This window comes from Pseudomonas sp. GGS8 (assembly GCF_024168645.1).
Taxonomy (GTDB): domain Bacteria; phylum Pseudomonadota; class Gammaproteobacteria; order Pseudomonadales; family Pseudomonadaceae; genus Aquipseudomonas.
On record NZ_JALJWF010000001.1, the window covers coordinates 5,539,389 to 5,554,738 of the forward strand.

A 15,350-nucleotide genomic window follows, 5' to 3' on the forward strand; every position below is an offset into this window, starting at 1 on the left:
CATTGAGGGGGCCGCTTCGCGGCCCAACGGAGGCAAGCCCCCTCGCCACAGGGTGGTGCTATTGCTTGTCGCTCACCTGAAGCTGCCCGTCCCACCCGCCGCCCAGCGCGGCAATCAATTGCACGCTGGCAATCAGCCGGCTCTGCAGCAAGCTCAACACGTTGCGCTCGTTACTCAACGCCGTGGCCTGAACCACCACCACATCCAGATAGGCAATCAACCCGGCCTTGTACTGATTCTGGGTCAAGCGAAGAGACTCGCGCGCCGCATCCAGTGCTTCCTGGCGCACCTTGGCCTCGTCTTCCAGCACCTTGAGCTGTACCAGATAGTTTTCCACTTCGCGAAAGCCATCGAGCACAGTCTGGCGGTATTTGGCGACCGTCTCGTCGTAGGACGCTTCACTGCGATCGACTTCCGCCGAGCGCTGACCGCCGTCGAACAGGGTCATGGCCAGTTGCGGGCCGACCGACCAGAAACGATTCGGCAGGCTGATCCAGTTGGCATAAGTGCTGCTGCTATAGCCGCCGTTCATGCTCAGGGTCAGGTCCGGGTAGTAAGCAGCCTTGGCCACGCCGATGTTGGCGTTGGCGGCCATCACCGAACGCTCGGCGGCGGCGATGTCCGGGCGGCGCTCCAGCAGTTGCGAAGGCAGGCTCAGCGGCACCTGGGGCAACGCCGGGATGTCTGGAGTTTCGGCCAGGCTGAATTCGGCGGGCGGCAGGCCGATCAGCACAGCGATGGCGTTCTCGAACTGCGCGCGCTGCCAGATCAGGTCGACCATCTCCGCCTGGGTGGTTTTGAGCTGCGTGGTGGCCTGCGCCACCGCGTCCTTGCCGGAGACGCCGGCGCGGTACTGGTTTTCGGTCATTTTCAACGAGCGCTGATAGGCCTCGACTGTCGCTTCCAGCAGGCGTTTCTGTTCGTCGATCACTCGCAATTGCAGGTAGTTCTGCACCAGTTCCGATTGCTGGCTCAGGCGCATCGCCGCCAAATCGGCAAAGCTCGCTTGTGCGTTTGCCGTGTCGGCTTCCAGGCCGCGGCGCAATTTGCCCCAGATGTCGGCTTCCCAACTGACCCCGGCCTGGGCCGAGTAAGTGTCACGGATGCCGCTGGACGAACTGCTCAGGCTCGAACTGCTGCTGCCGGTGCCCTGGCTGGAGCGGTTCTTGCTGACGGTCAGGTCCACCGTCGGGAAAAACGCCCCCCGGGCACTGCGCGCCAAGGCTTGGGCCTGACGGTACTGGGCTTCGGACTGAGCGACGGTCTGGTTGGCGCTGTTGAGCTTTTCGATCAGGCCATTGAGCTGCTGATCGCCATACAGCTCCCACCAGGCACCGCGCGCCAACGAATCGCTGGGGTTGGCCTGACGCCAGCCGGCCGCCTCTTTGTACTGTGCCGGTACGGCGGCTTGCGGACGCTGGTAATCCGGGCCGATGGCGCAGGCGCTCAGCATCGCCACGCACAGCGACAGGCTCAGCAAACGCGAGCCCCGGGCCGTGATCAGCGGTGCAGTCAGGTTGAGAAGCGAACGGTCAGTCATAGCGGAGTTTCCAGAGCAGCATCGGTACGCACCCCACGCCAGTGGTTGAAACGATGGCGCAGTTTGTCGAGATAGAGGTAAACCACCGGGGTGGTGTAAAGGGTCAGCACCTGGCTGAAGACCAGCCCGCCGATGATGGTCAGGCCCAGCGGCTGACGCATTTCCGCCCCTTCGGCCCGGCTCAGCAGCAACGGCAAGGCACCGAGGATCGCCGCCAGGGTGGTCATCAGAATCGGCCGCAGCCGTTGCAAGCAGGCGCTGCGGATCGATGCCAGCGGCTCCAGGCCCTGGTGCCGTTCCAGTTGCAGCGCCAGGTCGATCATCAGAATGGCGTTTTTCTTCACCACGCCGATCAGCAGGAACAGCCCCAGCAAGGAGATCAGGCTGAACTCACCGCCCAGCACATAGATCGACAACAACGCGCCGACCCCGGCCGATGGCAAGGTCGAAAGAATGGTCAGCGGATGAATGTAGCTTTCATACAGCACGCCCAGCACCAGGTACACCGCCACCAGCGCGCCGAGAATCATCCACGGCTGGCTCTTCTGTGCGGCGGCAAAGGCGTCAGCGGTGCCGGCCATTTTCGCGATCACGTCTTCCGGCAGGCCAACCTTGGCAATCGCCCGTTCGATGGCTGCCGAGCCCTGCTCCACCGTCACCCCTTCGGCCATGTCGAAGGCGATGCTTTCCGAAGCGAACTGGCCTTCGTGGCTGACCCGGTCGTTTTCCAGGCTGCTCTCATAGTGGGCGATGGTCGACAACGGAATTCGCGCGCCGTCGGCAGTGATCACTTTGACCTGGTTCAGGGTGACCGGGTCTTGGGCGTATTTCGGATTGACCTCCATCACCACCTGATATTGGTTGAGGCTGTCGTAGATCGTCGAAATCTGCCGCTGGCTATAGGCGTTGTTCAGCACCGCCGTGACCATGTTCATGTCCACGCCCAGTCGCTTGGCCTGGTCGCGATCGACGATCAGCGTCACTTGCTGGGCGCCACGGCCTTCGCGGGCGTCAATCGCCGTCAGCTCCGGCAGGGCCTTGAAGGCGGCCACGACTTTCGGATACCACTCGCGTAACGCGCCGAGATCGCCACTTTGCAGGATGTAGGAAAACTGCGAGGTGGTTTGCTCGCGACCGCCGCCGAATTGCAGGTCCTGGTCGGCCATCAGCATCAATTGCGCACCAGGCACCTTGGGCATTTCCTTGCGCAAACGCTCAATGACTTTCTGCGCGGACAGGTTGCGCTCCTTGATCGGCTTGAGCCGCACCAGCATGAACGCGTTATTGGTGCCGTTGTTGCCACCGATGAACCCGGCGACGCTTTGCACCGCCTCGTCCTTGAGCACCGCGCGGCGGAAGGTTTCCATCTTCGGCTGCATCACGCTGAACGACAGGCCATTATCGCCACGCACGAAACCGATCAGCTGGCCGGTGTCTTGCTGAGGAAGAAAGGTTTTAGGAACAACAACATACAGCGCGATATTCACGCCAATTGTCAAAAACAGACTGAGCAAGGTCAGTCGGCGATGACGCAGCACCCAGTCGAGGCTGGTGGCGTATTTGCCGACCATCCACTCGTTGGCCCGCTGGCTCCAGCGTTGCAGGCGGTTTTCCTGCCCTGGCGTATGCGGTTTGAGCCAGCGCGCGCAGAGCATCGGCGTCAGCGTCAGGGACACCAGCAACGACACCACGATGGCCGCCGCCAGGGTGATGGAAAACTCGCGAAACAGGCTTTCGATGATCCCGCCCATGAACAGGATCGACAGAAACACCGCCACCAGCGAGACGTTCATCGACAGCAGCGTGAAGCCAACTTCCTGCGCCCCGAGGTACGCGGCCTTCATCGGCGGCACGCCCTTGTCGATGTGCCGGGAAATGTTCTCCAGCACCACGATGGCGTCGTCCACCACCAGCCCGGTGGCCAGGATCAGCGCCATCAGCGACAGGTTGTTCAGGGAAAACCCGTAGACGTACATCACCGCAAACGTGCCCACCAGCGACACCGGCACCGCCAGGGTCGGAATCAGCGAGGCGCGCAAGTTACCGAGGAACAGGAACACCACCAGAATCACCAGCGCCACGGCGATCAACAGGGTCATTTCCGCTTCGTGCAGGGTGGCTTTGATCACCGGCGAACGGTCCATCGCCAGGTTCAGCTTGACGCTGGCCGGCAGCACCGCCTGCAATGCCGGCAACTGCGCCTTGATCTCGTTGACCGTCTCGATGATGTTGGCGCCAGCCTGGCGGTTGATTACCAGCAATACCGCCGCGTCGTTGTTAAAGAACCCGCTGTTGTAGCGGTCCTCGACGCCGTCGCTGACCTTGGCCACATCCTTCAGGCGCAGGGCCGCGCCGTCTGCGTAGTGAATGATCAGCGATTCGTAATCCTTGGCTTTTTCCAGTTGGTCGTTGGCCTGCACCTGCCACAGCCGCTGGCTGTCTTCGACCGAACCTTTGGGTCGACGCACGTTGGCGTTGGCGATGGTGGTGCGCACATCGTCCAGTGCCACGCCGTACTGGTTAAGTGCCTGGGGTTCGAGCTCGATGCGCACTGCCGGCAACGAGCTGCCGCCGATCTGCACCTCACCCACCCCCTGCACCTGGGACAGGCTCTGGGACAGAATGGTCGAGGCCAAATCGTAGAGCTGGCCCTTTTCCAGCACATCCGAGGTCAGCGACAGCACCATGATCGGCGCCTGGGACGGGTTGACCTTCTTGTAGGTCGGCATGCTGCGCATCCCGCTGGGCAGCAAATTGCGTGAGGCGTTGATTGCCGCCTGGACTTCCCGCGCCGCGCCGTTGATGTCGCGGTCCAGGTCGAACTGCAGAATCACCCGGGTCGAGCCTTGGCTGGAACGGCTGCTCATGGTGTTGACCCCGGCGATGGTACCGAAGGAACGCTCCAGCGGCGTGGCCACGGTTGAGGCCATGACCTCCGGGCTCGCGCCGGGCAGACTGGCCTGAACCACGATCACCGGGAAATCCATCTGCGGCAATGGTGATACCGGCAACAGGCCAAAGCTCACGCCGCCCAGCAACATGATCGCCAGGCTCAGCAACATCGTCGCGACCGGGCGCTTGATGAAAGGTCCGGACAGGTTCATGGCTGCTCTACCGGGTCCACTGACTCGGACTTACGGCCCCAGCGCCGCCCGAGGCGATCGAAGTACAAGTAGATAACGGGCGTGGTGAACAGCGTCAGCACCTGACTCACCAGCAAGCCGCCGACCATCACCAGACCCAAAGGCTGGCGCAATTCCGCGCCGGAACCGGTGGCGAGCATCAGTGGCACCGCGCCGAACAACGCCGCCAGGGTAGTCATCAGAATCGGCCGGAAGCGCAACAGCGCCGCCTGATAGATCGCGGCTTGCGGGTCCATGCCCTGATGACGTTCAGCTTCAAGGGCGAAGTCGATCATCATGATCGCGTTCTTTTTCACGATACCGATCAGCAAGATGATGCCGATGATCGCAATCATGCCCAGGTCATTGCCGCTCAACAGCAACGCCAGCAAGGCGCCGACCGCCGCCGAGGGCAAGGTCGAGAGAATGGTGATCGGGTGAATGTAGCTCTCGTAGAGCACGCCGAGCACGATGTACATGGTCACCACCGCCGCCAGAATCAGCAGCAAGGTGCTCGACAGCGACGCCTGGAACGCTTCGGCCGCGCCCTGGAACTGGGTCTGCACGCCAATCGGCATGCCGATGTCTTTCTGAACCTGATCGATGATCTGCACCGCCTGCCCCAACGCCACGCCGGGCGCCAGGTTGAACGACATCATCACCGCCGGGAACTGGCCAATGTGGGTGATTGCCAGTTGCGCCTGACGCTCCTCGACATGCGCCAGACTGGACAAACGGACCTGGCCGCCAGCGGTGGTCTTGACGTGAATCTGGTTCAGCGCTTCGGGGCCGATCTTCTCGCCGGACTGCGATTGCAGCACCACGCGGTATTGGCTGGCCTGGGTGTAAATGGTGGAAATCTGCCGCTGACCGAAGGCGTCATACAGCGCGTCGGTGATGTTCGACACGGACACGCCGACCCGCAACGCCGCATCGCGGTCGATCACCAGATAAACCTGCAAACCCTTGTCCTGCAAATCGCTGGCGACGTCGGTCAGCTCCGGGCGTTGCGCCAGGGCTTCGACCAGACGCCCGCTCCACAGGCTGAGCAATTCGGCATCTGGCGACGACATGCTGAACTGGTACTGCGTACGGCTGACCCGATCTTCGATGGTCAGGTCCTGCACCGGCTGCATGAACAGGCGAATGCCGACCAGCTTGTTCAGCTCCGGTTGCAAGCGGGCAATGACTTGGGTGGCACTCAGGTTGCGATTGCTGTGGGCTTTGAGGTTGATCAGCAGGCGACCGCTATTGAGCGTCGAGTTATCACCGTCGACCCCGATGTAGGACGACAGGCTCTCGACCGCAGGGTCAGCCAGAATCACCTTGGCCAGTTGCTGCTGGCGCTCGCTCATCGCAGCGAAGGAAATCGACTGCGGCGCCTCGGAAATGCCCTGGATCACGCCGGTGTCCTGTACCGGGAAGAACCCCTTGGGCACCACCATGTACAGGAATACGGTCAATGCCAAGGTGCCGATGGCCACCAGTAAAGTCAGCGGTTGATGCTTGAGCACCCAGTGCAACTTGCGCCCGTAGGCGGCGATCATCCAGTCGATGGTCGCGCCACTGGAGCGGTAGAACCAGCCCTGATCTTTTTCCTTGGGCTCACGTTTGAGCAGCCGCGCGCACATCATCGGCGTCAGGGTCAGGGACACCACCAGCGAAATCAGGATCGCCACCGCCAACGTGATCGCGAACTCGCGGAACAAGCGCCCCACCACGTCGGCCATGAACAGCAACGGGATCAGCACCGCGATCAACGACAGCGTCAGGGAAATCAGGGTGAAGCCGATCTGCTTGGCGCCCTTGAGTGCCGCTTGCAGCGGGCTGTCACCCTCCTCGATGAAGCGGGAAATGTTCTCCAGCATGACGATCGCATCGTCCACCACGAAACCGGTGGCGATGGTCAGCGCCATCAGGGTCAGGTTGTTGACCGAAAACCCGGCGAGGTACATCACGCCGAAGGTGCCGATCAACGACAGCGGCACCGCCACCGACGGAATGATCGTGGCGCTGGCCCGCCGCAAGAACAGGAACGTGACCATCACCACCAGGGCGATGGCGATCAGCAGTTCGTGTTGCACGTCGGTGACGGAGGCGCGGATGGTCTGGGTGCGGTCAGTGAGCACCGTGACGTCGAGGCCGGCCGGCAAGTTGTCGGTGATACTTGGCAGCAAGGCCTTGATCCGGTCGACCACCTCGATGACGTTGGCGCCAGGCTGACGCTGGATGTTCAACAGCACGGCCTGGTTTTCATTGGCCCAGGCGGCGAGGCGTTCGTTCTCGGCGCCGTCGACAATTTCCGCCACGTCCTTGAGCCGCAACGGCGCGCCTTTGCTGTAGGCCAGAATCAGGTTGGCGTAGTCCTGGGGTGACGTCAGCTGGTCGTTGGCGTCGAGCATCGACACCCGGGTCGGGCCGTCGAAGTTGCCCTTGGGCTGATTGACGTTGGAGGCACCGATCAAAGTGCGCACGTCCGACAGGTTCAGGCCGTTAGCCGCCAGGGCCTCGGGGTTGACCTTGATCCGCACCGCCTGACGCTGACCGCCGGCAATGCTGACCATACCGACACCGCTGATCTGCGCAATTTTCTGCGCCATGCGCGTGTCGACCAAGTCATTGAGCTTGGGCAACAGCATGGTTTTAGAGGTGATGGCCAGGGTCAGCACCGGGGTATCTGCCGGGTTGACCTTGTTGTACACCGGCGGCGCCGGCAAATCCTTGGGCAGCAAATTGGTCGCGGCGTTGATCGCCGCCTGCACTTGCTGCTCGGCGACGTCCATGTTGATATCGAGGCTGAACCGCAGGGTCAGCACCGAAGCGCCGCCGGAACTGGTCGACGCCATCTGGGTCAGGCCGGGCATCTGCCCGAACTGACGCTCCAGCGGCGCAGTCACGGCGCTGGTCATGACATCCGGGCTGGCGCCGGGATAGAGCGTCATGACGCGGATGGTCGGGTAATCGACTTGGGGCAATGCCGACACCGGCAGCAGCCGATAAGCGATCACGCCGGCCAGAATAATGGCCAACATGCTCAGTGTCGTGGCGACCGGGCGAAGAATGAACAGCCGCGAGATGTTCATGCGCCGCCCTTTTTCGCCTTGTCGGTGGCCGCCGGCTCAACCGGGGTCGCCGCCGATTTGCCTTGCAGGTGTTCGGTCGGGGTGGTCGGTACATCCTTGCTGTCGTTGACCACTTCCACTTCGCTGCCGTCCTTCAGGCGGTCGGTGCCCTCCAGCACCACCCGATCGCCGACGGCCAGGCCTTCGGTAATCACGGTGTTTTCACCGTCACTGGCGCCGACTTTCAACGGACGGATCACGACCTTTTTGTCGCCATCCAGCGCATACACGAACGTACCGTTGGTGCCGAACTGAATCGCCGCCGAGGGCGCCAGCAGCACGTTTTTAAGCGTGTCGGCCAACAGGTGCACGTTGACGAACTGATTCGGGAACAACGCTTGATCGCGGTTCTCGTAGCGAGCCTTGAATTTCAGGGTGCCGGTGGTGACGTCAATCTGGTTATCGAGGCTCTGCAGCACGCCGGTGGCCTGCAACTGGGTGTCACCGCGGTCCCAGGCTTCGGCGGGCAATTTGGCGCCGGTGCGATAACGGGCCAGCACGGTGTCCAGGCTATTTTCCGGCAAGGTGAACGCCACGCTGATCGGTTGGGTCTGGGTGATGATCACCAGCGCCGTGGTGTCGTTGGCCGCCACGAGGTTGCCGACGTCCAGTTGACGCAAGCCCAGGCGCCCGGCAATTGGGGCGCGGATCTTGGTGAATTCGAGATTGAGCTTGGCGTCGTTGACCGCCGCCTGATTGGTCTTGACCGTGCCCTGATACTGGCCCACCAAGGCTTCGGCGGTGTCCAGGGTTTGCTTGGCGATACTGTCTTCGCGGTACAGGCCACGATAGCGCTCGACGTCGACCTGGGCGTTTTTCAGTTGCGCCTGATTCTGCAGCAAGGTGCCTTCGGCCTGGAGCAAGGCATTCTGGTATGGACGCGGGTCGATCTCGGCCAGCAGATCACCCGCCTTGACCATTTGCCCTTCTTCGAAATAGACCTTGACCAGTTCGCCACCGACGCGGCTGCGCACATTGATGGTATTGAGTGCCGTGACCGTGCCCAGAGCCTTGTAATACAGCGGGAAATCACCTTTGACCACCGGCGCCACGCGCACCGGAACCGGCCCTGTCGCCCCGCCGAACCCCGGACGCATAGCCCCCGACCGACCGGTATGCCCGGCGACGGCTTTCTGCCCTGCGCCCTCCTTCGTGCTGCTGCCTGCGGGCCAGAACTTCCAGCACAGGCCGGCGATGACCAACAGGACAAGCAGGCCGAACAGCCAGCGACGAGGATTACGGGAAGCGGAGGATTGCATGGAATGATCAACCATTGGGCGCGTGCGCTTTTTTCTACGGGAGGCTGAACGATAAGCACTGGCGGGTATTTAGCAAAGCGCCTTTACCGGCAATTTACCTTTGGCTTACCTAACAGGAAGTTAGGGGCTGTTCTCAATCCAGTTTTCCTCGGCACAGCGGCAAAACAGATTGAGAACGCCCTTTAAGACACTGAAGCACAAATGAAAACGGCCTGGACAGGGCCAGGCCGTTAACAATTGTAAAACTTTGCTTATTTCAGAACGGCGAGTGCTGCTTCGTAATTCGGTTCTTCAGCAATTTCCTTGACCAGTTCGCTGTGCAGGACCTTGTCGTTTTCGTCCAGAACCACGACGGCGCGGGCGGTCAGGCCTTTGAGTGGACCATCGGCAATCGCCACGCCGTAGTTCTCGATGAACTCGGCACCGCGCAGGGTCGACAGGTTCTGCACGTTTTCCAGGCCTTCGGCGCCGCAGAAGCGGGCTTGAGCGAACGGCAGGTCAGCGGAGATGCACAGCACCACGGTGTTGGCCACGTCATTGGCCACGTCATTGGCCTGGGCGTTGAACTTGCGCACGGAGGTGGCGCAGGTCGGGGTGTCGATGCTTGGGAAGATGTTCAACACTTTGCGCTTGCCGGCGAAGCTCGCCAGGGTCACGTCGGACAGATTGCCGGCAACCAGGGAAAAGGCTGGCGCCTTGGAACCGGCTTGTGGCAATTGGCCGTTGACTTGAACCGGGTTGCCTTTAAGAGTGACTTGAGCCATGAACGGAGTCCTTCTGAACGTTGATGTAGAGAATTTTGACGAGGCCGAAGTTAACCACGAAATTGACTGACGACCTATGCAAAAACACAAATTGTCATGAGCCCGAGAGAGACCAGCCTCGCTCCTACAGACAGGCGTCAACCCGGCAACTGCAACCTATCGCGCGAAGGCTGCGATTTTTTGATCTTCAGCGCCCCCCAAGAGGTCAATAGAAAGAGATCGCAGCATGGGCAACGCCTGCTAGGGGGATCAGAAGGTTTGCGGCGATCTTTCTTTGGCCGCGCTGTCGATTTAGCGCACGGCCATTCGACTAGACAGTGAGTCACTCAAAACCAGTGGAGGCAAAACCATGCGATTCATGATCATTGTAAAAGCCAGCCCCGATTCCGAGGCCGGTGTGATGCCCAGCGAAGAACTGATGACCGCAATGGGCAATTACAACGAGGAACTGGCCAAGGCCGGCATCCTCATCGATTGCGACGGCCTGCAACCCAGCAGTAAAGGCGCCCGTGTGCGTTTCTCGGGTGACAAACGCACGGTAATCGACGGCCCGTTTATTGAAACCAAGGAACTGATCGCCGGCTACTGGCTGTGGCAGGTGAAGTCGAAAGAGGAAGCGATCGAGTGGGTCAAGCGCTGCCCCAACCCGATGCCGGGTACAGAGGCCGAGATCGAGATTCGCCAGGTGTTCGAGGCCGAAGATTTCGGTGCCGAGTTCACCCCGGAACTGCGTGAGCAGGAAGAGCGCGTGCGGGCACAGGCGAAGAAGCACTGAAGCATATCTGATACACCCATTACACCGTAGGAGCAGCCTTCGGCAGCTCCTACGCACACGTCTTCACGAGCAAGCCCGGAAGGTGGTGAGCTCCAGAACACGCATAGACGAGAAACATTCCTTTGTTTGGCGAGAGTGCGTTAGGACAAAGTCGCCTTAGGACTTCGCTTCAGCAAGGGCCATTTCGGGATATTCGCGCCGGTCTCTGAACAGGATGTAAAGCGGGTCCAGGCCAGATGCTGGCGGAAAGACGACGACATAGTCATCGAAACCAATCGCAGCCAAGTCGCTGAAGGACTCCAATACTGGCACGGGTGAAGACCGGAGGAATCCCAGCCGATACTCGGGGGCTGGGGCCAGGGTCGAGGTAGTTTCAAAGGTCGCTGGCGCGCTCCAACTCACGATCATCGGGGCCGTCCCGTCAGCGGTGAAGCAGTAGGTTTTCAGTTGCTCATTCCAGATGGCGGCTCGCGTCCTCACCCTGGACGGCAATACGCTGCCATTCGTTGGTGTAATGGCAACCTGGAACAACGTCTTTATTTCTCTCAGGCCTCGGGACATCGTCCCTGGCGGAACAGCGTAGGTGCCGCTACTCATCCTGAACGGAAGATCGACGTCAGCCCCCGACGCGGCCAGGCCTTGCCAATCCTGGCCCTCGATCGGCAGCAACTCATGCAAAGGAACGCTGAGCCCATACCTCCCCACTTCGGCGCGACTGGAAAAATCGAATTGCAGCACGGCTGCGTATTGACCTTGATGGTCTTGGGCGCCCGAGGTGATCTGCCACGTAAACTCCGCCACCGCCGAGCGTATGGCTTTTTGCAGCGCGACCCGATGGGTCTCCAAGGGTTGCGAAAGACCACCATCGAGGAAAATACCTGGTCGCGCATTGGCAAAGGCAAGCGGTGCAAACAGCAGCCCGGACGCCTGAGTCGGCCCTGTTCCCTGCTGATAACGCTGATCGACGAGTTGTGTTTGCGCGGCCACCAGCGACACTTCAGCGTCCACTTGAAAGCGGTGGAGGCGTTGATTGATCTCATTCAAATTCGTCAGATAACCGTCGTAAGTGGCGTTGATCTGCTGGGCGATGCTTTGCCACTGCGCCTGCTCGGACCCGGCGTAGGACAGGTCGCGCCGGGCGCTGTCCTTTTTGAACTCGATGCGCATTTTCCAGAATTCGTACCGGCGGGCTGCCAGGCGCGCTTCAAGTTCAGAAGCCTCCAGAGCACGGATGTCCGCTTCACGCTCACGGATGTCCACATGTGCACCTTGCTGGTGACGCAGGTGTTTGATGCGTTGCTCGAAAAGACTGAGTGCGACTTCTGCCGCGCGCTCTGAAGCCGCCAGATCGACGGCGATTTTTTGTACGTCAGCCAGATTTTGCGCAATACGTTGCTGCGTCATCTGCGCCAAGGTCAACCGCGCTTGCGGCCTTGGCGCAACAGGTTTGGGGACAGGGACATTTTCCCCTTTGAATGCCGCACGGCCCTGTTTGTGATGCCAGTCTTTGACGTAGTACACGACCGCGACCGATGAATTAGTGTTCGTATTGTCCTCTGGATAAAACAGCAGGTCCGCCCCTTTGGGATGATCGACGATGCGGTCGAAATGATTGATTAGCCGATCATGGTCCGCTTTTGACAAATCGACGGCCCAGATCCTGTCGACCAGCGCCTGGAATTCGGGGGCGGTGTAATCTTTGAGTGTAGTTTTAAGTTCCATCTTTGGTTCTTCCTTGTTCTGGCACACAACTGCAGCCAGATAACAACATCTGCTCATAGGGTGATGAGCAGATGCGTGTGAATTGTTTGCGCTTACGTCAGTGCAGTTACTCTGGCTTGAAGCCGGGTTTGTTATTGAGTGCGCGCCATTCTTTGACTTCTTTCAGGATGCGTTCGGGGCTATCTTCCTGGCCTTCCTTAGGATGGAGGATGACATCCGACCCATCCGGATGCTCAGTCACCGCCTCGAAGTGCAATACACCTTTGATTATGTATGCGTCGAAATCATCATCGGATAAATCTCGCCCACCTTCAAAAAGGCCTCGAAGAAATTCCAGAAATTCAGACTCTGTGTAGTCCTCAAAATGCTCTTTAAACTCCATCAGTCAGTTCCTTTGCCATGTAGAAGAATATGCCGCTTAGGCGTCATGACTAACAAGTTATCCATGTCGTAAACACTTCCTCCTTGTGCAACTTCAAAAATATGATGAATCTCAAACTTAACTCGGCCTCCATTCCGATCGTTAGGCGAGGCGAAAGGCGCTTTGCCTTTTCGCATCAAGATCAAATCAATGGTTTTAAATTGGTTGCTCAACTCTGCATCCGCCGCAACAGCCTTCCAAAACGCCCGCCTGAACCCATGAAAATTCCTGAACTCCTGCCACCGCAATTGATCCGCAATGGGCGAAGGAATCGGTGCACCCTCTCCCCTCGCGTTTTCCCCTAGCCAAACCTCCGAGGCATCGGATCCCCAACCTGTCGCAGTTCCTGGATCATCACGCCGATCCAGAAACAGAACATCCGACGAAGGCAACTCCATATCCGCCGGATACCCAGGAATACTGGCACCGATCTGCCCTTCGTCAACAGCCGGAAACGTCTCGTTTTGCGGTAGGACCGGGATGGCCGGGGTGCCGGGATATACCGCTGGAATCGACGGTGTTACCGGTAAGGTTGTAGGACCAAGGTGTTCGATACCCGGCGGAACCAGAGGTGTCCAGGTTCCGACGCCAACGGGGCGAATTGGCCAAGGCAAAACCGCAGGGGTGATCCCCAACCGTCCTTGGGCGCTTTGCGGCGTGGTGATGCTGATTTTGTCGAGGTTGAAAGGATTGGCGCCCAGTTCCGCCCGTTCCTGATAACGCAGTTCGAACTCGCGTCGCTCACCGACCCAGGTACTTTTCGGCGCATAGGGCGCGAAGCCTTGTTCGATGCGTTTTTTGTTCACCTCATCGAACTGGGTAATGAGCGCCGAATGCTCGCCCAGTGTTCGCCACAGCGCTTGGTCGAAAGCACCAAACGAGCTGATTTCCCGGCCTCGGAACTGGTCGCCAATCTGCACCGGGATGGCTGCGCCCTGGGCCTGGCTCGCGGTTTTCCACCAGCCATTGGCAGCCGGCTTGCCGCTGCCCACAACGATGCCCGAACCCATCGGCAACAAATTGAAGGTGAAGTAGATCGGCGGCTGTCCAGGCACGCACACAATGCAATCGCTGATACGCAGATCGACGCCCGTCGGGATTGTCTCAACCTGTGGAGACATCACCCTCAGCCCGGGCGGATCCGACGCGGCAGCCTGAGCCGTGACGTCGGGAGTAAACTGCAGGTGCCGCGTCGGTGATCCGGGAATTTCGGCGCTGTAGAGGCCGGTCAACGGGTCAAGCACTGCGTTGACGACCGGCACATGGGCACCTGTCTCCTTATCGGTGCTGGCAATGACGATCGCGGTGCCTTCCGGCACGGTCTCAGGTTTGAGTCGGTACGCGACCTCCACGGAACCGCCCGCATCGGCAATCGATTGCAACGACTGGTGGTCAGTAAGGCCCAACGCTTGCGCCGGCACCCCGACAGCCTGGAACAAACGCCGACGTTGCTCAGGGCTCAGCTCGCCATGGCCGAGGGTGGGCGAATACACCATCGCGGTGACGAACACCGGCCCCGTTTTTGCGGCATTGCGTCCGAAATCAGTGAGCGTTCTGACCGCAGACTGGACTGCCGCTTCAAGCACTGCCGCCGCTTGCCGCGCCACGAATGCGCCGTCACGCGTCAGAACCATCCCGCCAGCGTTGGTCACCGAAGACACCGGGACCGTCAGCGTATTGGCCTGCCGGACCCGTTCTATGCGCGCATCTTCATCGGCCTGCTGCTTGAAGCGAATGCGCGCATCGCGTTGTTCGGCGTACTGACGCTGGGCCTCCCAGACGGCTTCCCTTTCGCGCCAGACCACGGTCTGGTCAGCGTGATGCATTGCCAGCGCGTTGGATTTTTCCGTAAGCGCATTGATTTGCGATGTCAGCAACTGCGCTTCATGGGCCGCGTTGTAGGCGTTTTCCCAAATTTGGTGGCCGTCATTGGGCGCCTGGCCGAACGCCCCCAATCGCGTCAGGTAATCATTCGAAGTGCGGGTAAATGGATCGTGCCCATCGAAGGACCGAGCAAGCGCGTTTTTTGCATTGAGCTCAGCGGTCTTGCGGGCGAGCAGCCCGTCGATTTCGTTTTTTTTCTTTGGTGATGGTGTAGAGCTGCCAACGCTCGGTCTGGTTGGCGTCAGGGGGCCTCCTTGTTGCGAGAACTTCCTGTTCGAGCGCTGGGGCGAGTTGTCTGGCCTTCTCGGCAAAACGGCGATCCACCTCGGCTCGGATGGCGTCATGGCGCTGCGTCAGGCCTGCCAGAAATTGCAAATGCGCTTGATGCTGCGCCTGCTCCTGCGCTTGCGCAGCGGCCGCTTGTGCTCGCGCCGCTTCGGCTTGAGCGTTGGCTGCAGCCTGAGCCCGCTCTTTTTCCTGCGCCTGACGGTGAGCTGCCAAGGCTCGTTTACGGGCTCTTTGCTTCTTCTTGCTGGTTCCACCAAACCCGCCGGAAACCCCGCCACCACTACCGAAGCCACCGCTCGAACCACCACCCGAAGCAGGCGGCCCGGATCTGATGACGACACTTCCTGACGATCCATCGTTATGTATTTGTTGTGCCATACAGTCACTCCTTGTCTGTAGGGCACAGCATGTCGATGGAGCAGTGGTCAGGTGCGGTACATAGTTATCGGATGG

10 protein-coding genes are annotated in these 15,350 nt (G+C 60.1%); 1 reads left to right on the top strand and 9 read right to left on the bottom strand.

Annotated elements, in window-relative coordinates; genetic code table 11:
- Positions 1-58: 58 nt before the first annotated feature.
- The 5 genes from J3D54_RS24665 to tpx form a co-directional block, all read right to left on the bottom strand.
- Complete coding sequence (locus J3D54_RS24665; RefSeq protein WP_253423877.1) at positions 59-1,540, bottom strand: efflux transporter outer membrane subunit; 1,482 nt, start codon at positions 1,538-1,540, stop codon at positions 59-61.
- On the bottom strand, positions 1,537-4,644 hold the full coding sequence (locus J3D54_RS24670) for an efflux RND transporter permease subunit (protein ID WP_253423880.1): 3,108 nt from the start codon (positions 4,642-4,644) through the stop codon (positions 1,537-1,539). The genes J3D54_RS24665 and J3D54_RS24670 overlap by 4 nt, the downstream gene beginning before the upstream one ends.
- Positions 4,641-7,745, bottom strand: coding sequence for an MdtB/MuxB family multidrug efflux RND transporter permease subunit (locus J3D54_RS24675; protein ID WP_253423883.1), 3,105 nt, complete (start codon positions 7,743-7,745; stop codon positions 4,641-4,643). Before J3D54_RS24675 ends, J3D54_RS24670 begins: the two co-directional genes overlap by 4 nt.
- Positions 7,742-9,058 carry an MdtA/MuxA family multidrug efflux RND transporter periplasmic adaptor subunit gene (locus J3D54_RS24680; protein WP_253423887.1) on the bottom strand — a complete coding sequence of 439 codons (1,317 nt, stop codon included), beginning with the start codon at positions 9,056-9,058 and terminating at the stop codon, positions 7,742-7,744. Before J3D54_RS24680 ends, J3D54_RS24675 begins: the two co-directional genes overlap by 4 nt.
- 236 nt (positions 9,059-9,294) lie before the next feature.
- Positions 9,295-9,807 (bottom strand): thiol peroxidase, encoded by a 513-nt coding sequence (tpx, locus tag J3D54_RS24685; RefSeq protein WP_253423890.1) that lies wholly within the window; start codon positions 9,805-9,807, stop codon positions 9,295-9,297.
- Between the two features lie 349 nt (positions 9,808-10,156).
- Between tpx and J3D54_RS24690 the strand changes: the two genes are divergently transcribed.
- The gene (locus J3D54_RS24690; RefSeq protein WP_253423893.1) at positions 10,157-10,582 is read left to right on the top strand and encodes a YciI family protein; all 426 of its coding nucleotides are present in this window, start codon (positions 10,157-10,159) and stop codon (positions 10,580-10,582) included.
- A 156-nt stretch (positions 10,583-10,738) separates the two neighbouring features.
- Here the strand turns inward: J3D54_RS24690 and J3D54_RS24695 are convergent, their stop codons facing one another.
- From J3D54_RS24695 to J3D54_RS30435, 4 genes are all read right to left on the bottom strand, one after another.
- On the bottom strand, positions 10,739-12,304 hold the full coding sequence (locus J3D54_RS24695; RefSeq protein WP_253423896.1) for a bacteriocin immunity protein: 1,566 nt from the start codon (positions 12,302-12,304) through the stop codon (positions 10,739-10,741).
- A gap of 106 nt (positions 12,305-12,410) precedes the next feature.
- A complete protein-coding gene (locus J3D54_RS24700) occupies positions 12,411-12,686 on the bottom strand; it encodes a bacteriocin immunity protein (protein WP_253423899.1) in 276 nt (91 codons plus the stop codon).
- Positions 12,686-14,680, bottom strand: a complete 1,995-nt coding sequence (locus J3D54_RS24705) for an S-type pyocin domain-containing protein (protein WP_367399631.1) — start codon at positions 14,678-14,680, stop codon at positions 12,686-12,688. Before J3D54_RS24705 ends, J3D54_RS24700 begins: the two co-directional genes overlap by 1 nt.
- An 82-nt stretch (positions 14,681-14,762) precedes the next feature.
- On the bottom strand, positions 14,763-15,275 hold the full coding sequence (locus J3D54_RS30435) for a hypothetical protein (protein WP_367399632.1): 513 nt from the start codon (positions 15,273-15,275) through the stop codon (positions 14,763-14,765).
- Positions 15,276-15,350: the final 75 nt, after the last annotated feature.

Bases quoted from the DNA above. Each gene is read 5' to 3' on its own strand.
- J3D54_RS24665 (WP_253423877.1), bottom strand. From the start codon at position 1,540: ATGACTGACCGTTCGCTTCTCAACCTGACTGCACCGCTGATCACGGCC.
- J3D54_RS24670 (WP_253423880.1), bottom strand. From the start codon at position 4,644: ATGAACCTGTCCGGACCTTTCATCAAGCGCCCGGTCGCGACGATGTTG.
- J3D54_RS24675 (WP_253423883.1), bottom strand. From the start codon at position 7,745: ATGAACATCTCGCGGCTGTTCATTCTTCGCCCGGTCGCCACGACACTG.
- J3D54_RS24680 (WP_253423887.1), bottom strand. From the start codon at position 9,058: ATGGTTGATCATTCCATGCAATCCTCCGCTTCCCGTAATCCTCGTCGC.
- tpx (WP_253423890.1), bottom strand. From the start codon at position 9,807: ATGGCTCAAGTCACTCTTAAAGGCAACCCGGTTCAAGTCAACGGCCAA.
- J3D54_RS24690 (WP_253423893.1), top strand. From the start codon at position 10,157: ATGCGATTCATGATCATTGTAAAAGCCAGCCCCGATTCCGAGGCCGGT.
- J3D54_RS24695 (WP_253423896.1), bottom strand. From the start codon at position 12,304: ATGGAACTTAAAACTACACTCAAAGATTACACCGCCCCCGAATTCCAG.
- J3D54_RS24700 (WP_253423899.1), bottom strand. From the start codon at position 12,686: ATGGAGTTTAAAGAGCATTTTGAGGACTACACAGAGTCTGAATTTCTG.
- J3D54_RS30435 (WP_367399632.1), bottom strand. From the start codon at position 15,275: ATGGCACAACAAATACATAACGATGGATCGTCAGGAAGTGTCGTCATC.